The organism is Neorhizobium sp. USDA 3394 (assembly GCF_056280385.1).
The window spans coordinates 1,449,246-1,474,182 of sequence record NZ_JBWCDU010000002.1 but is presented as its reverse complement, the minus strand read 5'-3'; the positions used below and the strand labels follow the sequence as shown (position 1 = coordinate 1,474,182).

Annotated in this window: 18 protein-coding genes and 1 pseudogene; 5 read left to right on the top strand and 14 right to left on the bottom strand. The window is 62.4% G+C overall.

Translation table 11 applies throughout. The features are described 5' to 3' along the window. Nucleotides 1–3: 3 nt before the first annotated feature. On the bottom strand, nt 4–240 hold the full coding sequence (locus tag ACZ9EJ_RS28585; protein WP_251090598.1) for a nucleoside hydrolase: 237 nt from the start codon (nt 238–240) through the stop codon (nt 4–6). Between the two features lie 124 nt (nt 241–364). Between ACZ9EJ_RS28585 and ACZ9EJ_RS28580 the strand changes: the two genes are divergently transcribed. Beyond that, on the top strand, nt 365–2,242 hold the full coding sequence (locus ACZ9EJ_RS28580; RefSeq protein ID WP_046639858.1) for a heavy metal translocating P-type ATPase: 1,878 nt from the start codon (nt 365–367) through the stop codon (nt 2,240–2,242). 105 nt (nt 2,243–2,347) lie between these two features. Here ACZ9EJ_RS28580 and ACZ9EJ_RS28575 read toward each other — a convergent pair whose 3' ends face one another. Further along, a complete protein-coding gene (locus ACZ9EJ_RS28575; protein WP_080954016.1) occupies nt 2,348–2,635 on the bottom strand; it encodes an FAD:protein FMN transferase in 288 nt (95 codons plus the stop codon). A 109-nt stretch (nt 2,636–2,744) separates the two neighbouring features. On the opposite strand from ACZ9EJ_RS28575, the pseudogene ACZ9EJ_RS28570 reads away from it, so the two are divergent. Then, nucleotides 2,745–4,765 (top strand): annotated as a pseudogene (locus tag ACZ9EJ_RS28570) (sensor domain-containing diguanylate cyclase). Between the two features lie 405 nt (nt 4,766–5,170). Here ACZ9EJ_RS28570 and ACZ9EJ_RS28565 read toward each other — a convergent pair. The 5 genes from ACZ9EJ_RS28565 to ACZ9EJ_RS28545 all read right to left on the bottom strand — a co-directional run bounded on the left by ACZ9EJ_RS28565 (nt 5,171) and on the right by ACZ9EJ_RS28545 (nt 13,270). Further along, on the bottom strand, nt 5,171–6,448 hold the full coding sequence (locus ACZ9EJ_RS28565) for a c-type cytochrome (RefSeq protein ID WP_476100292.1): 1,278 nt from the start codon (nt 6,446–6,448) through the stop codon (nt 5,171–5,173). A gap of 14 nt (nt 6,449–6,462) precedes the next feature. Then, a complete protein-coding gene (locus ACZ9EJ_RS28560) occupies nt 6,463–8,235 on the bottom strand; it encodes a GMC family oxidoreductase (protein ID WP_046627497.1) in 1,773 nt (590 codons plus the stop codon). A 28-nt stretch (nt 8,236–8,263) separates the two neighbouring features. Beyond that, complete coding sequence (locus ACZ9EJ_RS28555) at nt 8,264–9,010, bottom strand: gluconate 2-dehydrogenase subunit 3 family protein (RefSeq protein WP_046627495.1); 747 nt, start codon at nt 9,008–9,010, stop codon at nt 8,264–8,266. Nucleotides 9,011–9,620: 610 nt separating this feature from the next. Then, on the bottom strand, nt 9,621–10,406 hold the full coding sequence (locus tag ACZ9EJ_RS28550) for a DeoR/GlpR family DNA-binding transcription regulator (protein WP_046627493.1): 786 nt from the start codon (nt 10,404–10,406) through the stop codon (nt 9,621–9,623). Nucleotides 10,407–10,417: 11 nt separating this feature from the next. After that, nucleotides 10,418–13,270, bottom strand: coding sequence for an FAD-binding and (Fe-S)-binding domain-containing protein (locus tag ACZ9EJ_RS28545; protein WP_046627490.1), 2,853 nt, complete (start codon nt 13,268–13,270; stop codon nt 10,418–10,420). Between the two features lie 278 nt (nt 13,271–13,548). Here ACZ9EJ_RS28545 and ACZ9EJ_RS28540 point away from each other — a divergent pair, with 278 nt between their 5' ends. The 3 genes from ACZ9EJ_RS28540 to ACZ9EJ_RS28530 are packed head-to-tail and all read left to right on the top strand — an operon-like array spanning nt 13,549 to nt 17,596. Next, a complete protein-coding gene (locus ACZ9EJ_RS28540) occupies nt 13,549–14,943 on the top strand; it encodes an FAD-dependent oxidoreductase (protein ID WP_476100288.1) in 1,395 nt (464 codons plus the stop codon). Beyond that, a complete protein-coding gene (locus ACZ9EJ_RS28535) occupies nt 14,940–16,184 on the top strand; it encodes an NAD(P)/FAD-dependent oxidoreductase (protein ID WP_046627489.1) in 1,245 nt (414 codons plus the stop codon). The genes ACZ9EJ_RS28540 and ACZ9EJ_RS28535 overlap by 4 nt, the downstream gene beginning before the upstream one ends. Beyond that, nucleotides 16,181–17,596, top strand: coding sequence for an FGGY family carbohydrate kinase (locus tag ACZ9EJ_RS28530; RefSeq protein WP_046627487.1), 1,416 nt, complete (start codon nt 16,181–16,183; stop codon nt 17,594–17,596). The genes ACZ9EJ_RS28535 and ACZ9EJ_RS28530 overlap by 4 nt, the downstream gene beginning before the upstream one ends. Nucleotides 17,597–17,673: 77 nt before the next feature. Here the strand turns inward: ACZ9EJ_RS28530 and ACZ9EJ_RS28525 are convergent, their stop codons facing one another. The 7 genes from ACZ9EJ_RS28525 to ACZ9EJ_RS28495 all read right to left on the bottom strand — a co-directional run bounded on the left by ACZ9EJ_RS28525 (nt 17,674) and on the right by ACZ9EJ_RS28495 (nt 24,843). After that, complete coding sequence (locus ACZ9EJ_RS28525) at nt 17,674–18,408, bottom strand: SDR family NAD(P)-dependent oxidoreductase (RefSeq protein ID WP_046627485.1); 735 nt, start codon at nt 18,406–18,408, stop codon at nt 17,674–17,676. 147 nt (nt 18,409–18,555) lie between these two features. Next, nucleotides 18,556–20,247 carry a gamma-glutamyltransferase gene (ggt, locus tag ACZ9EJ_RS28520; RefSeq protein ID WP_046639861.1) on the bottom strand — a complete coding sequence of 564 codons (1,692 nt, stop codon included), beginning with the start codon at nt 20,245–20,247 and terminating at the stop codon, nt 18,556–18,558. A 74-nt stretch (nt 20,248–20,321) separates the two neighbouring features. Beyond that, entirely contained in the window at nt 20,322–20,990 is a 669-nt protein-coding gene (locus ACZ9EJ_RS28515; RefSeq protein WP_046627481.1) for an RraA family protein, read from the bottom strand. A 27-nt stretch (nt 20,991–21,017) separates the two neighbouring features. Then, entirely contained in the window at nt 21,018–21,809 is a 792-nt protein-coding gene (locus tag ACZ9EJ_RS28510; RefSeq protein ID WP_046627479.1) for an ABC transporter permease, read from the bottom strand. Between the two features lie 6 nt (nt 21,810–21,815). After that, nucleotides 21,816–22,685 carry an ABC transporter permease gene (locus ACZ9EJ_RS28505; protein WP_046627478.1) on the bottom strand — a complete coding sequence of 290 codons (870 nt, stop codon included), beginning with the start codon at nt 22,683–22,685 and terminating at the stop codon, nt 21,816–21,818. Further along, entirely contained in the window at nt 22,682–23,776 is a 1,095-nt protein-coding gene (locus tag ACZ9EJ_RS28500) for an ABC transporter ATP-binding protein (RefSeq protein ID WP_046627476.1), read from the bottom strand. The genes ACZ9EJ_RS28505 and ACZ9EJ_RS28500 overlap by 4 nt, the downstream gene beginning before the upstream one ends. Before the next feature lie 17 nt (nt 23,777–23,793). Next, the gene (locus ACZ9EJ_RS28495; RefSeq protein ID WP_046627474.1) at nt 23,794–24,843 is read right to left on the bottom strand and encodes an ABC transporter substrate-binding protein; all 1,050 of its coding nucleotides are present in this window, start codon (nt 24,841–24,843) and stop codon (nt 23,794–23,796) included. Between the last annotated feature and the right edge of the window lie 94 nt (nt 24,844–24,937).

Below are 24,937 nucleotides of genomic sequence, written 5' to 3'. Positions count from 1 at the left end.
GGATCACCTGACCGCGCGAAAGCTCGCGGCGCATTCGACATCCACCTGCATGGACTCGACTGTAACGAGGCCGGGGGCGGGCGTGACGACGACCGCCAGAGGGTCGTGCGGCGCACAGCCGGTAATTTGCGGATACTGCTCGCGATAGGCTTCGCCTCGCCCGTAGAAAAATCCCGAGTATCGAGCGGAGACTAGTTTTGCGGCTCCTCGGCGTCGCTCCGTCTGCTTGATGCGCGTCAAGGCCACTCCAGCGAGACATGGTAACGATGTCCCGATAGCAGTCCTCTTTGCCAGAATTCAACCCTGCGAATACTGGATCCCAAATTCGGCATGGGGTTGCCTCAAACGGCGATGAACACGAACCATGGCTTATACAAACTCGGACCGATTCAAATCCGCCCTGCTCGTATTGGCCGCGCTGGGTCTCGCACTCGGACTTCTTTTCCATCTCATGGACAGGCCGGATGCGGCTGAGCGCGCCTGGCAAATGGGTGTCGTCCCCGTTCTTGCCGTTTTGGTCTCCGAAATTCTGCGCAGCCTCTGGCGGGGCGAGGTTGGACTGGACATCGTGGCCGCGCTTTCGATGTCAGCGGCACTCCTGTTTGGCGAGACGCTCGCCGCATCGGTGGTCGCCGTGATGTACTCCGGCGGTACATTTCTGGAAAGTTTCGCTGAAGGGCGGGCCAGGCGGGAAATGAGCGCGCTACTGTCGCGGGTACCGAGATTCGCCACGCGTTATGCCAACGGGAGGCTCGAGGACGTCACCCTCGAGGATATCAAACCGGGCGATCTGCTTTTGATACACCAGGGTGCGGTCGTGCCGGCAGACGGCGACATCGAAAGCCAGCGGGCGATCCTCGACAAATCCGCTCTCACGGGAGAATCCATGCCCGTGCGACTGGATCGCGGTCAAGAAGCAATGAGCGGATCGACCAACGCAGGAGATGCCTTTGATCTGCGGGTCCGGCATCGTGCAGCCGCCAGCACCTATGCCGGCATCGTTCGGCTGGTTGAGGCCGCCCAGGCCTCCAAGGCGCCGATGAGCCGGTTGGCCGATCGGTACTCCCTGCTGTTTCTGGCCGTCACCATTGCATTGTCAACAGCGGCATGGTGGCTCACCGGCGACCCTATTCGTGCGGTGGCTGTTTTGGTTGTCGCGACACCTTGCCCGCTGATCCTTGCCGTTCCGGTGGCCCTGGTGGCAGGTCTCTCCAGGGCGGCACACTTTGGCATTCTCATCAAAGGAGCAAAGCCGTTGGAGGTTTTGGCGCGGATCAGCACCTTGATCCTCGACAAGACCGGTACGCTCACGGACGGACGCCCTCAGATCGTTTCGATCGAAACACACGACGGAATGTCGGCCAGCGAGGTCTTATACTTCGCGGCCGCTCTGGAACAGGCGTCGAAACACCCGATGGCCCAAGCGATCGTCACGGCGGCGCGCCGGCAGGGTCTGGTACTGCCAACCCCTGAAAACGTCGCCGAGCGGCCCGGGGAGGGCCTTGCCGGAAACATCTCCGGTCGGGAGGTCGTCGTGGGAGCGGTCGCATTCGTCAGTGCAGCCGTCGGCGTGAGAGCAGCGGCGAGCCCGATCATGAACGCGGGAACCGTGGTTGTTGCCCTTGCCGTCGATAACAGGATCGCCGGCTATCTTACCATGGCGGACACACTCCGATCCGGCACTGCCGAGCTTATTGCCGGTTTGCGGCGATTAGGCGTCAACCGCATTTTGTTGGCGACTGGCGACCGACGGGCGGTCGCCGAAACAGTGACCAAAGGTCTGGGGCTGGATGCGGTCCGCTCGGACCTGACGCCGGACCAGAAGGTTCTTCTGGTGCTGACCGAGCGAAAAAATGGACCGGTGATGATGGTCGGCGATGGTGTCAACGATGCGCCCGCGCTTGCTGCCGCTGATCTGGGTGTTGCCATGGGGGCCCGAGGCTCGGCTGCGTCGGCCGAGGCAGCGGATATCGTTCTTCTCGTCGATCATCTGGATCGCTTGCTGCCGGGCATCGAAATTGCCAAGCGTGCGCGGCGTATTGCACTGGAAAGCGTGATAGCCGGGATCGGAATGTCCGTCTGCGGAATGATTGCGGCCGCGCTCGGCTATCTGACGCCCGTTCAGGGGGCCCTGCTGCAGGAACTGATCGATGTGGCTGTCATTCTGAACGCCCTCCGGGCCTTGCGTATCGAGCCCGATGCTTTGGAAGGATTGATCCATTCGCATCCGCAGGCCCTTTAGGCCCGGTGGTCCGCATCCATATAGATCACCCGCATCGACCGGAAATCCGACCTCAATGAGGCAGGCGAGCGACTTCTTCCTGATCAGGAACATTTGCCGCCCACTTCAGGGCTCGCGGACAGCAGCCGCCGTTTCGGGAGGTTGAGTGCCGAGCGCTCGCAGCTCGCCGAAGAGGCCGGCTTCGATACCGTGTTCGCGCGCGGCCTCCGTCAGCCGATCGACACCGTACCCCTTGGCGATTCCATTGGGGTCGAAGTGGGATTCTCCGCAGGTTAATGTTTTGATAAGTCGCCACCAGTAAGATGTCGGATATCGTAATCTGCGATCGAGTTGATCGTTCCTTACGAGCGTGCGGTGGATCAATGTTGACGAATTCCCGGTTCCAACTTCCATCAGAGTAGATCGGTTCTGAGTGACCCACGCCCTCCCAAATGAAATCGAAACTCATCGTAGCGTGAGACTGTGGGCCGAGCTCGAGCATCGGACCAGAGTCACGCCCGCAATGCTTCATTCGATCAACAAGGAGGGACGATTGATCGCGGTGAGCGACGCCTGGTTATCGAGGCTCGGTTACTCCCGCGAGGAGGTTATCGGGAGGCGGTCATCCGAGTTCCTGACTCCGGAATCGCGAGAATATGCGATCAGGGATGTGTTGCCCGGTTTTTTTCGGACCGGTCGCATTGATGACGTCGAGTACCAGATGGTGTGCAAGGACGGACGGGTGATCGACGTCCTGTTGTCCGCCGTTCTGGACGACAATTCCCCGGGGGGCGGTGTTTCGCTGGCTGTCGTCACGGATGTGACCGCGCTCAAGACCGCCGAGCGGCAGTTGACCTTGAGCGAGGCGCGTTACCGGGAATTGGTCGAGAGCCAGTCGGAACTGGTGTCGCTCGCCAGCCCGGAGGGCGAATTGCGCTTCGTCAATCATGCCTATGCGCGGCAATATGGCCGGCTGCCTGACGAAATGGTGGGCAGGAGCCTTTTCGACTTCGTCCCCGAGGAGGGCCGCGCCGCCGTAGCGGAGCACTTGAAGCAAGTATGCAGCATCGATCGAAGCGTCGAAAGCGAAAATCAGGTGGTTCTGCCAAATGGCCAAACGCGATGGATGGCTTGGACGAATAGAGCGCTCACCGACGCCGAAGGACGAGTAACGGCTATTCATTCGGTCGGTCGCGACATCGACGAACGCGTTGCTGTCGAGCGGCGCCTTCAGGAGAGCGAAGCGCGCTACCGCCTCCTGGCGGATAATTCGACCGACATGATTCTTCTTGTTGGCCGCGATGGAAAACGGACCTATGCCTCTCCAGTATGCGCAGCGCTTCTGGGCTATGAACCCGAAGAGATGCTTCAGATCCGGACCAAGGATGCGATCCATCCCGACGACATCGGCTTTCTGGCCGATCGGCGGGCCTACATCGACGATGAAGCGACGACTTACCGCTATCGAATGCGCCACAAGGACGGCAGTTACGTTTGGGTCGAGAGCGTTTCGAGGGCAATTGCGGCCGAGCCGGGGCAATTGCCACAGCGGCTTGTCGTTGTTCGCGACATCGAACAGCGCCTGGCAGCGGAGCAGCGCCTCAAAGAAAGCGAGGCCCGCTACCGCCTGCTGGCGGATAACGGGACGGATTTGGTGTTTCAGCTCGATCTCGACCTGGTGCGCCGATATGTATCGCCGGCTTGCCGCGAAATTCTTGGCTACGCCCCGGAAGAATTGATCGGGATAAAACCCGTCAGCATGGTTCATCCGGAGGACGCGGGGGCTGTCACGTTGGCTTTCCAATCGCTGCTGAGCGGCCATGTGGATCGCCACTCGATCATCAATCGCTTTCGCCATCGTGACGGACATTGGATTTGGGTGGAGGCGCAACTCAAGGCGCTCAAGGATCCCCAGACAGGCCTGCCGTCAGGCATTATTGGAACCCTTAGGGACATCTCGGCTCGAAAGGCCATCGAGGATCAACTGCAGGACGCCAATCGGCGTTTGCAAGCGCTCGCGGAGCAGGACGGACTGACCGGCCTGGCCAACCGGCGGTCTTTCGATAACGCATTTTCACGCGAGTATGGGCGCGCGCGACGAGACAAAAAGTGCCTCGGGCTGCTCATGATCGATGTCGACTGGTTCAAATCCTCAACGATCGCTATGGTCACCCGGCCGGCGATGAATGCTTGAAGAGGATCGGCGCGGCAATCAAAAACACAGTCTGCCGGCCTGGTGACGTCGTCGCGCGCTATGGCGGGGAAGAATTTGCCGTGCTCTTGCCGGATGCCGATGAAATCGGAACAGCGTCAATCGCAGAGCGGATTCGACAGGCCGTGTTCCGCTTGGCGATCGAACACGAAGCCAGTCCGAAACACGTCGCGACTATCAGTGTCGGAGCCGTCTCACTGGCTGAAGGGGGGCCGGCCGAACCTGAGGCTCTTTTGCGCAACGCCGACCAAGCGCTCTACCGCGCGAAAGACAATGGTCGAAACACCGTCGTTCGTGGCTCACATCTGGTTCCGCACGGATCGCCGGGATGAGGGAATGCCCCAGATCATTTCGCAAACAGATTCAAGCATTTGGACGAGATGGTGATTTCCATCGGCGGCCGGAAAACATTGGCTTTGGCACGCAGTTGACGCCCACATTCATCACTTGACCAGCAAACGTCGGATCGGGATGCTTCAACGCGCTGGCACCGATGATGGTGGCGGGATAATCGAGGCGGAAATCCACTAGCAAAACGCTCGAAACTGTTCAGACAAACCGAGCCAGCTCTCTCTTGCAGATCCCGCGCCACGACATCCCCTCCAACCATCATCGCGAATTGCGTTCAGCGGCGATCGACCCGCGGGCGAAAATCGCCCGGGCATGGCCGACAAAATTGGCCGGCGTCATGGTCTGGCATCTTTGCCTTTGAGTTTGCGATGCCATAAATCCAGCTATTAATGTGACGAACCTGCCTCAAGATGTGTGCGGATTTCACCGACTTGCTTGTCCGATACGGCGTCGGCGTCGTTGGTCCACGCGCCGCGAACGAAGGTCGCCAGTGCGGCAATCTCTTCATTGGAAAGGCGATTGGCAAAACCGGGCATAAGATTGACCGATGGGCCCTTCGGGGTCGACGGGGTGCTGGCGCCGGCAAGGATGGTGGTGATCAGGCCGACCGGGCTCTTGCCAGTCACGATGGAGGCGCCGTCCAGTGTGGGGAAGATCTTCTGACCGCCGCGGCCGTCGACGAAGTGGCAGGCGCCGCAATTGTCGATATAGACCCGTTCGCCGAGCGTCAGGTTCTTCGCCGCCGTAAGCCGGCTGGCCGTCTCCGCGGCGGCCGAGGCGGGCTTGGCGTTTTCGGGTGCTGACGGCGTCAGCGTTTTCAGATAGGCGGCGATGGCATGAAGATCCTGGTCGCTCATATAGCTCGACGAATGGGCAACGACGTCCTTCATCTCGCCGCCGACGGCCGCGAAGCGGTTCCGCCCTTCGGCAAGATAGTCGACGATATCCTGCTCGCTCCAGCCGGCGATACCGGGGCCGGTCGCAGCCTTTGCGCGCAGGGAGGGAACGGGCCAGCCGTTCAGCTCACCACCGGCCAGGAATGCGTCAGACTTTGCATCATACGCCTTTTCCTGCATGCCGAAGCCGCGTTTGGTATGGCAGCTGCCGCAATGGCCGAGCCCTTCGACGAGATAGGCACCGCGGTTGATCGCATCGGATGCCGCGGTTTGGGGTGCAAAGGAGGTACTGCTGGAAAAGACGGCGTTCCAGAAGACCATGCCCCAGCGCTGGTTGAAGGGAAAGCCGAGATCGGTCTGCGGCGAGGCCTGTGCTGCCGGCTCCACACCCTTCATGAAGTAGGCATAGAGCGCGTGCATGTCCTCATCGGTGATCTTGCTATAGGACGGATAGGGCATGGCCGGATAGAGATGCGCCCCGTCGGCCCGCAGACCATGGCGAACGGCATCCGAGAACTGCGCTTGCGTATAGCTGCCGATCCCGCTCCTTGGGTCCGGCGTAATATTGGTGGAGAAGATCGTGCCGAGATCGCTGATGATCGCCCGGCCGCCGGCATAAGGCGTGCCGCCCGGCGCCGTATGGCAGGCGACACAATCGCCAAGGCGCGAGATGTAGGCGCCGCGGGCGATCAGGTCCTGATCGTCCTGGGCGAAGGCGGATCCGGTCAGGCAGGCCAGGGCCGCGAAACTTGCGAAGATGCTTTTCATCGTCGTCATCCCTCTCAGGCCTGGACCAGCGCGCCGGGGTTCTTGATGTACTCTCCGACGATCTTTTCGGCGGAGAACAGCGACAGCGCCCCGATCATGTCGGTCGGATTGGCCTGGAAGTTTTGCGGGAAGGCATTGCCGCCGACCGCGAAGACGTTGTGGACGTCCCAGCTCTGCAGGTACTTGTTGATGGCGGAGGTCTTCGGATCGTCGCCCATGACTGCGCCGCCGACATTGTGCGTCGATACGTAGGGCCTGAGGTCGTAATGCGAGTCCATCTTCAGGAAACTCTCGGTGAAGGAATCCGGCTGCAGTTCCTTGGTGATGTTCAAGACGATGTCACGCAAATACTGCTGCAGCTTCAGCTCGTTCTCCTTCCAGTCAAAGGTGATGCGGGCGAGGGGATTGCCGTACTTGTCCCTGTAGGTCGGATCGAGATCCATGTAGTTGCCGCGATAGGACATGCAGGTCGTGGTGATCGACACCTTCATCGAATGCCCGTACCAATCCTTCATGCCCTTCTTCCAGCCTGCACCCCAGTTGGGCGTGCCCTTGGGAAGCGAGGTGCCGATGGGATTGCCGGTGGCCTGGGAGGAATGGATCTTCGCGCCGCCGATGAAGCCGTATTTGACGCCGTCCTCGAAGCCCGGGCGCGGCGAGATGTCGTTGAACATCTGCCCGGTCGCGCCGGCCGTCGCGAAGGGATTGAAGTTCTTGTCCTTGTAGAACAGCGTGGCGTTGCCATTCGACAGGAAGGCGTAGTTGCGCCCCACCACGCCCTCGCCGGTCATTGGGTCGTAGGGCGTGCCGATGCCCGACAGGAGCATCAGCCGGACGTTTTGGAACTGGAAGGAACAGAGCAGGACGATCTTCGCCGGCTGGAAGACCTCTTCGCCGTTTTCGTTGTAGTATGTCACGCCGCGTGCGGTCTTTTTGTCGTCATGCAGGTCGACGCGGACGACCTCAGCATTGGTCCGGTAGGAAAAATTCGGATGCCGCTTCAACGCGTCGAGGATCGTGGTCTGCGGCGATGCCTTGGAATAGTTCAGGCAGGGATATTTCGAACAGAAGCCGCAATAGTTGCAGGGCGCGATCTGCTGTCCGTAGGGATTGGTCCAGGCCTGGCTCGCATTGGCGGAGGGGTTGGGGAACGGATGGTAGCCGAGCTTCGTCGCGGCTTCCTTGAACATGCTGCAGTTCAGCGTGTCCTCTAGCGCCGGAAGCGGCATGGGGTTCGAACGCGGTCCTTCGAAGGGGTCGCCGCCGGGCAGGATTTCGCCCTTGACGTTGCCCGCCTTTCCGGACTGGCCGCAGACCTTTTCGAAATAATCGAAATGCGGTTCCATCTCCTCCCAGGTAACGGGAAAGTCCTGGAGCTGCATGTCTTCCTGAAGCTGTCGGGGCGCGTAGGTCTCGTCGGCATAGGTCTTCAGCTTCAGATCGGTCGGCGTCGGACGGATCAGGACGGCGGTCCAATGAAGGCCCGCACCACCGACATTGCTGCCTGGTCCGAAGGAGCCCCATTTGCGGGTCGGGAGCGCTGTATCGTCCACGGTATGGCGAACGGTCATCGCGGCGTCTTTCGGCTTGGCGAAAATCTTGTTGCGAACGTCATAGCCGTACTGGTCGGCAGGCATGGGATAGGCAAAATCCTTGCTCGTCTGGTCGCTGCCGCGCTCGAGCGCCCGCACCTTCAGTCCGGCACGGGCAAGTTCGATGCTCATGATCGAGCCGCTCCAGCCGAGGCCGACGACGACGGCATCTACTTCATCATTGATAATGGCCATTTGAAATCTCCTTCGTGCCGCCGTGGTCTCAGGCGCGCTCGCCCATGACGCTGACAGGCCCCAGCGGATAGGGGACGTTGTGCTGCTTCACCCATTCGCGGAAGCTCGCGCGGGCGCCGGGATACCCGATCATGGCCCACGCCCCCATGCCCTTGTTGCCGCCATACATAGGGTCGGCCAGGTAACCGTTCTTCGTGTCGCCGAGGACGTGGCCGAAGAAGCCGCTGGAGGTCAGATATTCCTCGCCATGGGCGGCGAAATCGATCTTGCCCTTTTCGCAGGCGGTCAGGAATTCGTCCTTCTGCGCATCGGCGAGATCGGCGAAGTCCTTGCCGTAGATCTTCTTCGCCTCGGCGGAGAAGATCGCCAGACCCTTTCGGTAGATGTCGGAGGGCAGGTAGGGCAGCTGGTAGCCCATCAGAGGGCTCGGGTCCTTCACGAACGGCCCTTCGAGATAGATTTCGTGGCCGTAATCGCCGCCGACCTGCAAATCGAGAAAGATCGGGACATTCGTTTCCAAAGCCCCAGGACCTTCGTCACCGGCCGGTATGAATCGATCGACCATGGCGCTGAGCGTGCGGAACTCGTCTTCGGTGAAAAAAGACGGCTGGTAGCTATGAAGCTCGGGAGCGGCCTGCCGCAGGATGTCGGAGGCAGCGACGGCCTCAAATGGCTTTCCAATCTTGATTGCGGCCGCGACGGCAAGTGCGCCGATCGCCGCCGTACCGAGCAAAAAGCCCCTGCGCTTTACGAGAGAGTCACTTTGTTCAGTCATGGAGCACCTTTCATGGCCCTATGCGTCAGGAAATACCTCGCCACGAGGCGATGCGATGAATTCGGAGATGTCATGAAGACGCGCACCAATCGCGCCGGGCACCTTGCGGCGTGGCCCATATAGCTTCGGGCCGGCAGTTACCGGTGGGACATCGGTCATTCTGCCCGAGAGCAAAAAAGTGGAAGTCGCAGAAAAGAACGCCTGAATTCATGCTAATATGTTTAAAGAGCCCTGATACGGCCCTTAAGAAGGAACCATTCAAAGCGAATGATGGATGTATGGCAGACTCGTTTTAGGCAGGAGCGAGCGGCAAACACGCAAATGCGCTGCCCGTATTACATTAAACGATATGCGTCGTTTTTCGCTGCGCCGCAACAGAAATGTTGCGGCGGCGCAGCAGAAAAATCCGATCACGTCACGGGCAGCTGCGGAAGACATTCTGGCTGATGGCGTTGACTAGATCCGAAGGTACGCGGTATGTGATGCATTCCATTTCAGAAGGCCTTTTCGTCGGTTATGTTGCTGATAAATTTGAAAAAAATGATCGCCTGTTCGCCTTGTTTCGTGTGCGCAGGACCGGATCAAAAACTACAAAGCGTGTGATAGGCGCTTACGAGAGATCGGGATCGGTCATGACGATATCGACACCGGCCGCTGTCAGGGCCGCTGCCATCTCCGTGTCAGGCATGCGGTCGGTTATCAGGCGTGCGATCTGGCTCAGCTCCGCCACCTGAAAAACGGCTGGACGACCAAGTTTGGTATGATCGGCCAGAACCGTGATGCTCTGCGCCTGGGCGATCATGGCGCGGGCCATCTCGGTTTCCCGCAGGTCGTAGTCCATGATAGCGGTCGCGGTGATCGTGCCAACAGTCAGTACGACATGCTCGGCCTTGAACTGGGCGATCTGTGCGGTGGCCATCGCCCCCAATGTTTCGCGGCCCTCGGCCGCGATTTCGCCGCCGACCAGATAGACATGATGGCGCATCTCCGCCTGAGCCATGATCCTGGCGATCTGCGGAGAATTGGTGATCACCGTCATGTTGCGCCGCTTGGCCAGCGCCTGCGCGAAGGCGATCGTCGTCGAGCCCGTGTCGATGAACAGCACAGAGCCCTCAGGGAACAAGGTTGCGGCCTTGCGGGCGATGGCGGTCTTCTCCGCCTTTCGCTCCTTCATGCGCGTGTCGAATTCGCTTTCGTGAGGCGAGGCATCCGTCAACTTCATGGCGCGCGCGCCGCCATGGAACTTGCGAATGTGGCCGCCGGTGTCCAGATCCGAGAGATCACGCCTGATGGTCTCGCGGGACGCATCAAAACGTTCTGCCAGATCCTCGACCGTGACTTCGCCGGTCTCATCGAGAAGCCTGAGAATTTCCTCCCGCCTGGCTGCCGGTTTCATCGTCTATTCCTTCATCGTGCAGGTGCTTCCAGTAACTGCCGCAGCAGCGAGACCGGATGCTGCAACTCGGTGCCGGTCATATGTTTGGTCTGACATCGGCACGAAAAGCCCGTTGCGAGAATGGCGTCGGCGCCGGGTGCCGTCGCAGCCTTCCAGCTGTGTCCGAAGATTTCATTGGACTTGGTTCGATTGGTGGCCTCATGCCCCCACATCCCCGCCATGCCACAGCAGCCGGTGGCAGGCATGTCGAGCTTGATGCCGAGGCGATCGAAAATAATGCGCCATTCTGCGGTGGCTCCGGCACCCAGAACCCGTTCGCTGCAATGCGGCAAAAGCCGCACCGCCATCTCTGACGTCCGGGCCGGCAATGCGGCAATCAGGGGCGCGAGGATCTGCTGCGGCAGTGCCACTGCCGGCATGTCGTCCGGATAGTCGGTGCGATAGGAGAGCGTCACTGGCGGTTCGAGCCCCATCAGCGGCACGCCTGTCGCGGCTATCGCCTTGAGGCTGTTTTTCTGTTTTTCCGCCTGGCGTGAAAACCCTGCCAGCCGCCCGAGAACCTTGCGAGCCTTGCCGGAAGGCCGGTAGGGCGCCAGCCAAAGTTTTTTCTGCAGGCGGGCCAGTACGACGTCGAGATCCGCGACGACCTGCGGCTCGAAAAACTGGGTGAAAGCGTCGGGTACCAGAACCACGTCGACCTTTGGGTCGAGCCGGGCGATATCGGCCTGTCTCAGCCATCGAAGGTCTCGGGCCTGTTTCGGCATGCTCGGCAGCGCCGTCAGGCCGATCGCGGCCATCAATGCCGCGCCGGGGCCGTCGGTCATCAGATTGAAACCCCATCGGAATTTTGCGGCAAGCGGCAGCAAGCCTTCCAGATGGGCGAGTGCGGTGTCACGCAGGGGCCGGCGATGGCGGCGATAAAAGCTGTCGAGAAACAGCGACCGGATCGAGGGAACATCGACACGCACCGGACATTGGCTGGCGCAGGCGCCGCAACTGAGGCAACCGTCGATCGCCTGCTTGACCTCGATCTCGAACTGCGGATCGGCGTGACCGCCCGGCCCGCCCTGCCGCAGCCATTCGCGCACCAGCCCGGCGCGCCCTTTCGGCGAGTGACGCCGGTCGCCGGTGACCTTGTAGGAAGGACACATGACGTCGTCGAGCGTGCGGTTGAAGCAGGCGCCATTGCCGTTGCAGCCGAATGCGGAGGCGTATTCAGTGCGCAGGTCGGCCGGGACGGTGCGGTCGTTCTGGCCGCGCAAGGGCACCCCGTCGATCTTCCACAAGGGGCCATTGTCGGGCGTGGCGATCTTGCCGGGGTTCATCTGGTTGCGCGGATCGAAGGCCGCCTTGATCCGCTGCAGCGACGGGTAGAGCGGGCCAAAAACCTCGGGCACGAATTCCGATCGGACGCCCTTGCCATGCTCGCCCCAGAGAAGGCCGCCATGGCTGCGCGCCAACGCCTCTACCGCTTCGGTAATGCGGCGGATAAGTGGTTCCTGGGCGGGATCGGTAAGGTCGATCGCCGGCCGAACATGCAGGACGCCGGCATCGACATGGCCGAACATGCCGTAGGCCAGTCCTTCGCGATCGAGGATTGCCCGGAAACCGGCAATGAAGGGCTCAAGATTCTCAGGGGGAACGGCGCAGTCCTCGACGAAGGGGATCGGCCGTTTGTCGCCGATCGCACGTCCGAGCAGCCCGACGGCCGTCTTGCGCAGCACCCAGACCAGCTCGACCTCGCGGCCGTTGGCAACCGTCATCGCCAGTCGCGCGGGCATGCTTGCGAGTTGTGCCACCAGCGTTATCACCCGTTCAGCAAGCGTTGCCGGGTCGTCGTCGGTGAATTCGACGATGTTGACCCCTTGGACACCCGCCTGCGGGAAGAGGTGTGCGACGGCGGAAAAGGTAGGCTCCTCGCGTGCCAGGCCGAGCACGCGGCTGTCGATGGTTTCGACCGACGTGGCGCCGAGCACGGCCATTTCGCGCGCGTCCCGCAGCGCCGACTGGAAATCGGGGTAGAAGATCAGGATCAGCGCCGCAGCCTTGGGAATCGGCAGGACATTCAACCTCGCCTCGGCAATCAGCCCGAGCGTACCTTCCGAGCCGCACAGCACGGCCGCCGGATCGATCGTGTCGCCGTCACGGATATGGGCGAGATCGTACCCGGTCAGCGATCGGTTGAGTTTTGGGAAACGCGCCGCGATCAAGTCCGCCTGGCTGGCCGAGATGTCGTCGAGACAGGCGAGAACCTCGCCGGCACGGCCCATGATCGTCCGATCGAGCGGTGCCCGGCGGGTTTCCAGGATCTCGCCGCCGACCAGCACCGCCCGCAGGTTGAGGACATGGTTGGAGGTCTTGCCATAGACGCAGGATCCCTGTCCGCAGGCATCGGTGGAGATCATGCCGCCGAGCGTCGCGCGCGACGACGTCGACAATTCCGGAGCAAAGAATAGGCCGAGCGGTTTCAGCGCTGCGTTCAACTGGTCCTTGATTACCCCGGGCTGGACCCGCACCCAGCCTTGTTCAGCGTTGATCTCGAGGATCCCGGTCATGTGGCGCGAGCAGTCGACCACCAGGCCGTTGCCGAGCGACTGGCCGTTGGTGCCCGTGCCGCCGCCGCGTGGCCGCAGGACGATGCCGTGGAAACGCGGCTCGTCAAGCAGCTGAGCGATCAGCACGAGATCCTGCTCGTCCATCGGCCAGGCCACGGCATCCGGCAGAAGCTGGTAGATGGAGTTGTCGGTTGCCAGCACGACGCGGTCAGATGCGGCGATGGTCGCCTCGCCACGGAAACCCTTCGATTTCAGGGTTTTCACAAATGCGCTGTAGTCCGCGGATTGCAGGAGGACTGGAGACTTCACGTTCGTTACCTTAGCGCAGAAAATTGGCGGCCATGGGCCGCATGCCGTTTTTCGTGCGGTGACTGGGACGATACAGCGCCTGCCGCACCGGTCTCGAAATCGAACCGCCTCGCTCTTCACTAGCATGATTGTTTAGGCCATAAAATAACACATTCAGTCATCAAGATGACCGAACGTACAATTTTAGCTCGTCAAAAGAGCGGTGTCGCGGTAAGCGTAGGGGACCTGTTCACCTAGCCGTCGATATGGCGGTTGCTCGCTGGCAACGGAGTACGATTTTGACTGCTTTCGGCGATCTTGTGGATGCAGTCATTATCGGTGCAGGCGTCGTCGGCTGCGCCATGGCGCGCCGCTTTTCGGTGGAAGGGGCCAGTGTCGTCGTTTTAGAGCGGGCACCCGACATCCTGTCCGGTGCATCGAAAGCCAACAGCGCCATCCTGCATACCGGTTTCGATGCGCCGCCCGGCAGCGTCGAGCTGCAATGCATGCAGTCGGGTTACGACGAATACATGCAGATCCGCGAGAGTTTCAACCTGCCTATCCTGGAGACTGGCGCGATGGTTGCCGCATGGGACGACAGCGAGGAGGGCAGGCTTCCCGAATTGCTGGACCAAGCGCTCTTGAACGGCGTTGCCGACGCCCGGCTTCTCGGCCGCGCCGAAGTGCTTGCCCGCGAGCCGGCATTGGGGACACATGTGCGCGCCGCACTGCTGGTGCCACGCGAGATCATCATTGATCCCTGGTCGGCGCCATTGGCCTATGCGATGCAGGCCAAGGCGTTGGGCGCCCGGTTCCAGTTCAATGCCGGGCTGTTGTCGGCCCGTTTCGATGGCGACCTTTGGCACCTGGAGACGCCCAGCGGCACGCTGGCCGCGCGTAGCGTCATCAACTCTGCGGGTATTCAGGGCGATAGCGTCGAGCGGATGTTGCTCGGCGAGGCGCAGTTCGAGATTCGTCCGCGAAAGGGGCAGTTCGTGGTGTTCGACAAGGCTGCTGCCAAGCATCTGCGAACGATCCTGCTGCCGGTGCCGACGGCCCGCACCAAGGGTGTGGTGCTGACGCGAACGATCTTCGGCAACCTGCTGGTCGGACCGACGGCGGAAGAACAGGAAGAACGCGAGCGCCCGGACGTCACCCGGCCGGAACTCGACATGCTGATCGCCAAGGCCGTCGAGCTTGTGCCGGCGCTGGCGCAGGCCCAGGTGACGGCCGTTTATGCCGGCTTGCGACCGGCTTCCGAGGAAAAGCATTACCGGGTCCACTGCCTTCCGGAAAAGGGCTATTTCTGCGCCGGCGGCATACGCTCCACCGGGCTGACCGCCGCGCTGGGTATTGCCCGTCATGTCCATGGGCTATGGGCACAAAGCCGGACTGCCGGCGGCGAACGGTTCGCAGCGCCGCCGACCTTCCCGCTGCCCAATCTGGCCGAGCACCTGCCGCGTGACTGGCAGACGCCCGGGCATGACGGCATCGTCTGTCATTGCGAAATGGTGACCGGTCGAGAGATAGAGGCTGCGCTTGGCAGCCCCTTGCCGCCCGGAGATTTTGGCGGGCTGCGTCGGCGTACGCGTTGCGCCATGGGGCGATGTCAGGGGTTCAACTGCCTGGCCCGTCTGGCGAGCCTGACGGAGGGCCGGTTGTCCGTGCCGATCGCACCGGAGGTCGATCCATGAGCGCGGAAACGTATGACGTCGCAATCGTCGGCGGTGGCCCTGCCGGCTTGTCTGCCGCCATCGAGCTGAAACGTCGGGGCGTGGCCAAAGTCGCACTCTTCGAGCGTGGTACCGAGCTCGGTGGCATCCCCCGCCATTGTGGCCATCCACCTTTCGGCATGCGCGAGTTCGGCCGCATTCTCACGGGCCAGGCCTATGCCCGTCGCCTGGCGGGCGCGGCCGTGGCGGCCGGTGTGACGATCCTGGCGAAATATACCGTCGTCCATACGGGTCCAGACGGCCTGCTGACGGTCGCCAGCCCCGCCGGCATCCAGACCATCCAGGCCGCCCGCATCCTGATCGCCACGGGCGCCCGCGAGGCGACCCGCGCGCAGTTGCTGGTGCCGGGCGTGCGGCCGCTTGGCGTGATGAATACCGCAGCGCTTCAGGCTTTCGTCTACCAGGAGGGGCGTATTCCGTTTCGTCGCCCGGTCATCGTCGGCAGCGAACTGGTGTCGCTGTCGGCGATCCTCACCTGTCGAAGCCACGGAATCCGGCCCGTCGCCATGGTGGAGACGGAGCACGAGGTGCAGGCTCGCCCGGCATTTTTTGCGCTGCCGCGAGTGCTCGGCGTGCCGGTGATGACCGGTGCGCAGGTGCTCGCCATCGAAGGCAGCCCGCGGGTGACATCCGTGCGTTTGCGCTTGGCTGACGGCAAGGAAACGGTGCTGGATTGCGACGGGCTGATCTTTTCCGGTCGCTTCATCCCGGAGGCGGCATTGGCTGAGGCAAGCGCCCTTGCGCTCGATCTCGGAACCGGAGGCCCGGTGATCGACCAGCACGGCCGTAGCTCCGACCCCAACATCTTTGTTGTCGGCAACATGATCCACCCGATCGAGACGGCCGGCTATTGCTGGGCCGAGGGGCGCCGCGTGGCCCGCTTGATTGCTGCCGAACTTGCCAACGCGAGAAATGCCGAACCCGATAAGACGCCCGGCCGTCGCATCATCGCCGGCGCAGGGCTGAAATATGTGGTTCCGCAGCGACTGACGCTCGAAGGCAGGGGCACTGTGCCGGCTCTGAACATACGCGCTATCGGGGCCGCGCGCGGCCGATTGATCCTCTCGGACGGCAGCGGTACGGTCCTGCGCACCCAAAGCGTCAATACCGCGCCGCAGAAGTCGATCCGCTTTTCTCTGGCGGGGCTGAACCTTGCCGTCGATAGCAGCGATCTTCAGCTGCGACTGGAGCCACGACCATGAGCATTTTCCTCGCCCTCGATCAGGGCACCACATCGACACGCGCCTTGCGGGTCACGGCCGATGGCGACGCCAGTGTCGTTTTTTCCGCCGCGCACAAGCAGCATTTTTCCGGCACGGATCGGGTCGAACATGATCCGGAGGAACTGCTCGCCAATCTTTGCGCAGCGCTTTCTGCCGCCGGCGAAGCCACGGCGATCGGTCTGTCCAATCAGGGTGAAAGCTGTCTTGCCTGGGATGCGATTGATGGCAGGCCGCTCTCTCCCGTCATCGTCTGGCAGGATCGTCGCACCGCCGCGCAGGTTGCGGCCCTTTCCCATGCGGAAGCCGAGATCAAGACGCTGTCCGGGCTGCCGCTCAGCCCTTATTTCTCGGCCGCCAAACTGGCCTGGCTGCTGGAGAACAATGACGAGGTCAAGGCTGCCCGGCGTGCCGGCAGATTGATGCTCGGCACCACGGATGCGTTCTTCCTGCAGCGCCTGACCGGACGCGCTGCGACCGACATCACCACCGCTTCGCGCACCGCCTTGATGAATATCGCGACCGGCCAGTGGGACAGTACGCTCTGCCAGCTTTTCGGCGTGCCGATCGAGTGCCTGCCGCCCATTCTGCCGACCGTCGGCGATTTCGGTGGCATCGATGGCACGCCGCTGACGGCCTCGGTGGTCGACCAGCAGGCTGCCCTTTACGGCCATGGTTGCCGGGTTGCCGGCGATACCAAGATCACCTTCGGTACCGGTGCGTTCGCGCTGTCGCTGACCGGCCCGCACCTGCGTCTGGATGGCCAAAATGGCCTGCTGCCGACCGTCGCATGGTCGATCGGCGGCGAGACAAGTTATGCCACGGATGGCGGTGTCCATGCAGCCGGCGCGGCGATCAACTGGGCGCAAAGGATCGGGCTGCTGAATGACCCTTCGGAACTCAATGCTTTCGAGGCGGGACCGGCCATCGACCGCGGCCTGGCTTTCGTGCCGGCCCTGGCGGGGCTTGGCAGCCCGCATTGGGATGACAGTGCAGCCGGGCTTTTCATCGGCATGACCGGCGCAACGACGCGACAGGACATGCAACAGGCGCTGATCGAAGGCATCGCCTTGCGTGCCAGCGAAATCGTGGCGGCCATGGCGTTGGATGCGCCGGTCACCCGGATCTCGGTGGATGGTGGCGTCAGCCGTTCGCGTTACCTATGCCAGTTTCTCGCCGACACGACGGGTTGCACCGTCGTCATTCCGAGTGTCGATGAACTGACTGCCTACGGCACGGCCCAACTGGCGGCCCGTGCGCTTGGCGAAACGCTCTCCACGCCGGCACCATCGCAGATTATCGAGCCGAACCCGTGTGACGCGCCCGCGCGGCTATCGCGATTTTCCCAGGCCGTGGACAGGGCCAAAGGTTGGCATTTAGGCCCCGTCAGCTAGCCGCAGGCGCCGCAGACGGTAACGCACTCGCACGTTGAGGCCAGCAAGCGGTGGGATCGCAGGGAGTTCTTGCGGGATCAGACGTGCTGTCCGCCATTGATGTGGATTTCCGCGCCATTGATGTAGGCTGATGTCTCGCTGCACAGGAAGTGGATGGTTTCGGCGACTTCCCGCGGCGTACCGAGCCTTTTCATGGGAACGGTTGCTTCCACCAGCTGATCGGTACCGAGAGACAGGATCGAGGTTGCGATTTCACCTGGTGCAATGGCATTCGCGCGAACGCCATGCGGGCCGAACTCGTGGGCGATCTCGCGCGTCAGAGCTGACAGGCCAGCCTTGGAGGCAGCATAGGCGACGCCGGCAAAGGGGTGTACGCGCGACCCGGCAATCGATGTCACGTTTACGATCGATCCCTTCGCCGCCTCCAGTTCGGGCAGCAATGCTCGGGCAAGCAGGGCGATCGAGACGAGATTGACGTTGAGGACCGTCGTCCACGTCAGCGCGTCGGAAGCGATGACGCCCAGACGCGTGCCCCCGGGACCTTTCGGAGAAATGCCGGCATTGTTGACCAGCGCATGCAGGGCTGCCCCATCCAGCCGCTCGCGCACTTCTGCCACCAGCTTGTCGATTTGCGTGAGATCGGCCAGATCGGCCTGGATATGGCTTTCGCGGGCTGACGGCCAGCGGCACTCCTCGGAGAAAGGTTGCCTTGAAACGGTCAGAACGCGCCAGCCCTTTTCCAAAAACAGTTTGACCGTCGCGTGGCCGATACCCCGGCTGGCACCCGTCAAGAGCATGTAGTGTTGTGTCATTGGTGGCCTTCTCCGGATGCCAGAGGCATCAAATGTCTGAACGTCGTTTTCCGATAGCGGTCCATGAAGATGTGGTGCTGAATTTGCCGGTTGCCAGCAGCCTCGCGCCGGCCGGCGGTAATCAATGCGCTTTTATGGGATCGAACTTCATCGGTTTGATGCGGGCTTTGCCGGCGCCTTGTCCGGCCAGAACCGTACGCCCGGACGGGCCAGCCCGCCACCGAGTGCTGCCACCGTGCCGTCGGCGCGCCAGCAGGCGGCACCAGTCATCGTGTCGCCAAAGGCGATGGCGTTCATGCCGCCGCCGATATGCGGCATCACCCGTACCTCGTGCCCGAGTTCCTCGAGTTTTGCCTGTTGCGGCGCATAGGCCTGCTCGATTTCCACTTCCTGGCCTTGGGTCCAGATGCGGGGAGCTTCCACGGCTTCCTGCAGGCTCATCTTGTGGTCGATCAGGTTGACGATCGCCTGCATGGCCGAGGGGAAAATCCTGAGGCCGCCCGGAAGGCCGAGGGCAAACACCGGCGCGCCATCCTTCATCAGGATCATCGGCGCCATCGAGGTCGGCACACGCTTCCCCGGAACCACCGACAAGGCGTTGCCGGGATGCGGATCGAAATTGCTCATGTAGTTGTTGGGAATGATGCCGGTGCCCGGCACTGCAAGTCGCGCCCCGAACAGCCCGTTGATGGTATGCGTGGCAGTGACGATGTTGCCGTCGCGATCGGCCACGGTGACATGCGTGGTGTCGTGGCTTTCATGGCCGGGCGCCCTCGGTGCCGGCAGGCTGGCAGCCTGGCGGATCAGGGCGCGGCATTCGGCGGCATAGGCTTTCGAGGTCAGCCGCTCGACCGGCACGTCGACAAAGGCCGGATCGCCCGAATAGGCCCGCCGGTCGGCAAAGGCGATGCGGATCACCTCGACGAGAAGATGCAGGGATTGAGGACTGCCAAAACCCATGCCCTCGATGTCATAGGCCTCCAGCATGTTGAGCATCTGGGTGACATGTACGCCGGAAGATGCCGGCGGCGGCGGTCCGGCGATCTCGAAGCCGCGATAGCTGCCGATGATCGGCTTGCGCTCGATCGGGCGATAGGCGCGCAGGTCGGCTTCGGTAACCCAGCCGGCATCATCACCGCCGGTCAACATTCGCGCGGCCAGCGCCGCGCCAAGCGCACCGCCATGCAGCGCCGCGGCGCCCTCACGTTGGATCAGCCGCAGGCTTCCGGCATAATCGCCCATGACAAGGCGGTCGCCGGGTGCCGGCGCCGCGCCACCCGGCATGAGGATCGTGGCGATTTCCTTGTCCTGCGAAAGCTCGCTGGCTGCCTCGCCAATCGCGCCCGAAAGATAATGGGTGACGGCGAAACCGCGCGAGGCCAGCCGGATCGCCGGTTCGACGACATCGGCGAAGGGCAGCTTGCCATAACGCGACTGCATGTCGCACCAGCCCGCAAGGTTGCCGGGAACGGCAACGGAGGATGCGCCGATGATGTTGCGCCGCCCCTTGGCGTCCATGTAGCGCGCCGGCTCGTCCGAAACCGGTTCGTAGATTTCCGGGTGCATGGTCGCTGCCGCCGAAGAAAGCGCGTCGATCACCACATGCGTACCGTCGGCTATTCGCAGATGTGACAGGCCGCCGCCGGCAATGCCGACCATCATCGGCTCGACCACGGTCAATGCCAGAAGCGAGGCGACCGCGGCATCCACCGCATTGCCGCCTGCCGCCAGTATCTCGAAGCCAGCTGCCGAGCCCAGCGGATGGTTGGTGACCACCATGCCACCAGCACCACTGGCAGGGGATTTTTCGCAGGTAAATGGCAGACGGGAAGCGGTCATGGCGTTCTCAATTCGATGGGTATGGCAGTCGTCGGAAACTGGCCGGAGCAAACACTCCGGCTAGAGAGCATGGATCAGCCGAGCTTTGCCAGAACTTTGGCGGTCGCACCCGACAGATCGCCAAGCTTGACGCCGGTTTCGCGCACGCTTGCCTCGCGCGCCTTGCCGCGGATCTGGATGTCGATGGCTTTCTGTGCCTCCGATGCCACTTCTTCCGGCGGCAGGACGATGACGCCGCTCTCATCGGCCAGCACGGCGTCGCCCGGCATGACCACGGTATTGCCGACAGAAACCGGTATGTTGATCGCGCCGCCGAGGTCATAGATGCGGGTGGTGATCGGCGAGATGCCGCGGCACCACATCGGGAAATCCGACTGGACGATTTCCTCAAGGTCGGTGCAAGGGCCGTCGACCACGGCGCCGACGGCACCGGCTGCCTTGGCGCCGACCGTCACGCCGCCGCCCCAGCAGGCATAACGGTCATCATGCAACCGGTCGACGATGACGAAGTCGCCCGGACGGATGAGGCTGAGAAGATGGTGCAGCAGGGTGGAGTCCGGTCCGGGAATGGCAATGGTGACGGCGGTGCCGACGACGCGGCGGCCCGGTATCAGCGGCTGGATCTGCCGGTGCAGGAAGCCGAAATGCCGCCAGTGGCCAAGCGTCGCGGTTTCGACCTGTGCCAGAAGGTCGAGGTCCTGCTTGGCGATCTGTGCCGGCATCGGATTGATTTTGTAAGCCATTTTCGGATCCAATCTGTGACGTGAAAATTAGCGGCCAAAGGCCTTGGCGAAACCGACGCTGCGTTCGACGACGAGTACGATGGCAAGCGAAAGCGCGATCATCAGAACGGCCAGAACTGCCACCATCGGGTCGGTGCGCTCATCGACATAACGGTAGAGGGCGACCGGCAAGGTCTGCAGCCGCGGCCCGACGATGAACAGTGAAAGCACGATCTCGTCGAAGGACAGGATGAGGGCGATGGCGCTGGACGCGATCACGCCGGGCGTCAGCCGGGGGAGGGTGATCTGCATGAACACCTGCAGCGGCCGGGCACCGAGCGTCATCGCCGCCTCATCGACATCGGTGCCGAGATTGCTGAGCGCCGTCTGCAGGATGCGGATGCTGAAGGGCAGCGTCATCACCAGATGCGCCAGCACCAGGCCGGGATAGGTGGCGACAAGGCCGGCCGGCGTGAACACCATCAAGATGCCCAGGCCCAGCATCATCGCCGGCAAGACAAGCGGCGCGATCACCAGACTGCGGATCAGCGCGCGGCCCGGGAAATCCAGCCGCACCAGTGCATAGGCGGCCGGCAGGCCGAGGGCAAGGCTAAGCGCAGCTACGACCCCCGCGATAATGGCGCTGTTGCGGAAACCCTGCATGAAGCTGGTATTGCCAAGCACCGTTCCGTACCATTTCAGGCTCCAGCCCGAGGGTGGGAAGGACAGGTAGCTGTCGGCGCTGAAGGAGATCACCAGGATGATCGCCATCGGCATGAACACGATGCAGAATACCAGCGTGACGTAGGTGCGAGAGATGAAGGAGAGGAAACGTGTCATGCGCCCTTATGCCCTCCGGGTCAGCAGTCGCAGCACGAGACCGGTCAGCCCCATGGCGAGGACGAAAAACGCCAGCATGAGGAAGGACAGCGCCGCCGCCGTCGGCCAGTCGAGCGAGACCAGCGCAAGATCGTAGACTTCGGTCGCCAGCAGGAACACCCGGCCGCCCCCCAGCAGCGATGGCGTGATGAACGACGATACGCACAGCACGAAGCCGATCGTCAGCGCGGCAAGTATGGCCGGCAGGCTGAGCGGCAGCGTCACGTGCCAGAAGACCTTCTGCGGCGGCGCGCCGAGCGACATGGCGGCATCATCCAGCCGCCTGTCGAGCTTGCCCAGCCCGGCCGCGATGGTGAGGAACATGTAGGGCATGATGCTTTCCGACAGGCCGATAATCACGCCCGAAAAGTTGTTGACCATCTGCAGTGGCGCGCTCGTCAGCCCCAATAGGCGCAGCAGGTGGTTGACCGGGCCGGCATCGCCAAGCGTCACCAGCCAGCCGAAGGACCGTACCACGGCCGAGATCAGCAGCGGCGATGCGGCGAGCACGGTCAGCGGCGTGCGCCAGCGCGACGTCATCCGCGACAGCGACAGCGCCATCGGATAGGCCAGCAACAATGCCACTACGGAACATGTGATCGATACGCGCAGCGTCCGGCCCAGAAGGTCCAGGTAATAGCTGTCCTGGAGGATGCCGAGATAGGTCTGCAGGCTGATCGCCTTGGTGATTGCCCCATAATCCGAAATGTTCAGCGACATGCGGAACAGCCAGACGATCGGGCCGATGAATGAGATCGCCAGCACGATCAGAACCGGCGCGAGAAGCAGCCAGGGTGTCATTCTCGTGCTGGTGCCGGGAACGGTGAAGCGGTTCATGCGGCAAAGATCCGCATGTCTGTGGAGCGCCAGCTCAGCGCCACATCGGCGCCCGGTTGGGCAAGCTGCGCTTCCTCGCTGCCGGGGCGAAGTTCGGCCACCAGCTTCTGGCCGCCGCCCAGTTCCAGCTCCACCTCGATCACGCTGCCGACGAAGACGCTGCGGATGACGCGTGCCGTCAGTCCGCCGGCATCCGGCCTGGAAAGCTGGATGGCATGCGGTCGCACCATGGCGGACATTTTTGCGCCTTCACCGGCGTCTTTCGGCAGTTCGTCGACGCCTGGCGCGGGCAACGCCTGGCCTTCGTGATCGAGCCGCGGCGCGCCGGTTCCGAAGCTGAGGGTCGCCGGCACGCTGTTGGCTCGGCCGATGAAGCCGGCAACGAATGGCGTCGCGGCCTTGTCATAGACCTCGACCGGGGTTCCGATCTGCTCGAGCCGGCCGCCGTTCATCACGGCGATGCGGTCGCACATGGTCAGCGCTTCCTGCTGGTCATGGGTGACGAACAAGGTGGTGATGCCGGTGCGGGATTGGATATCGCGGATCTCGAAGCGCATCTCGTCGCGCAGGCGGGCATCGAGGTTCGACAGGGGTTCGTCGAGCAGCAGGATTTCCGGCTCGATGACGATGGCGCGGGCAATCGCGACACGCTGCTGCTGGCCGCCCGAAAGCTCGGCCGGACGCCGGCCGCCAAACCCTTCGAGCCGAACCGCTCGCAATGCCTCGGCTACCCGTGAAGCACTCTCTTCCTTGCCGACCTTGCGCAGGCGCAGGCCGAAGGCGACGTTCTGGGCCACCGTCATGTGTGGAAACAGCGCATAGGACTGGAAGACCAGGCCGAGATTGCGCTCCCACGGGGGGCGAGACACGATGTTCTCGCCGCCCATGATGATCTGTCCGGATGTCGGGGCGAGAAGCCCCGCGAACATCCGCAGCGTGGTGGATTTCCCGCAGCCGGAGGGACCCAGAAGCCCGATGAATTCGCCCCTGGCGATATCGAAGGACAAGGCGTCGACGGCCGGGCGTTCGCCGCCATAGTCGAAGGTCAGCTTGTCGATGGTGATATGGGCGGGCGATGAGGCGAGCTTCATGGGTCCGTCCTGCTGTTTCACTTGCCGGCTGAGATGATCTGGCGCTTCCAGATCTGGTTCCACTCATCCGACTTCGTGGCAGCCCAGCCCCAATCGAGCGGCAGCGTCTTGTCGATCTGGCCTGAAACGGTGCGCGCGGTGGCGGCGGCGCTGACCTTGGCCTTGGCATTGACCGGTGCGTAGAACATCGCTTCCGTGAAGGCGGCCTGTGCCTCGGGCGACAGCGCATAGTCGATGAAGGCCTTGGCGGCGACCGGGTTCTTGGAGCCCTGCACGAGGTTGATCGTGTTGATCTGCAGAATGGTGCCTTCCTTCGGCACCATCACGCCAAGCTTACCCTTGGATTCGTCGGCATAATACTGGCCGCGGGCGTTCCAGCCGGTGCCCAGCACATCGGTGCCGTTGATGACCAGCGTGTAGGAATCGGGCTTGGGGTCGAAGGTCTGTACGCCCGGCGCCATCTCGGCGAGCTTGGCCGCGGACTGCTTGACCGACTTCGTATAGTCCTCGCCCAGCATGGCCGAGGTCATCACCATCAGGCCGGAGCCGAGAATGGACGGCATTGAGGTGACGGCCAACTTGCCGGCATAGGCCTTGTCCCAGAGAACCGCGAGCGAGGTGGGGGCGGTCGGGAAGGCTTCCTTGTTGTAGATCACCACGAGGTTGTCGAAGGTGACGGCCGGGCCATAACCTTCCTTTACGATGGCCTGCGGTACCAGGTCTACGAGGTTTGGAACGTCGGTTTTTGTCAGCGGTGCCAGCAGGCCTTCCTTGTCGCCGATCAGCGAGGTGGAAACGTCGAAGATCACCACGTCGGTCTGCGGGTCGCCGGCCTGCGAGCGCAGGTTGCCGAGCATGGCCGAGGAGGCATTGGAGGCGAAATAGTTCACCTTCACATTGGGATATTTCGCCAGGAATGGCTTGATCACCGCATCGTTGTATTTGTCCTGAAAGACCCCCGAATAGGCGGCGAGAGTGATCTCACCCGAAACATCGGCGGACTGGGCATGCGTGGCGGTTGAGATCAGCGCGGCAAAGATGACGGGGGCAAGAAGACGGGTAATCATCAGCACATTCTCCTGTCGGGTGAAGCGGCCCGGTTGTCGAGGTGGCTGCCAGGATGGCAGGCGGCACGGTGAGACGTGGATCGGCCAGAGCCTT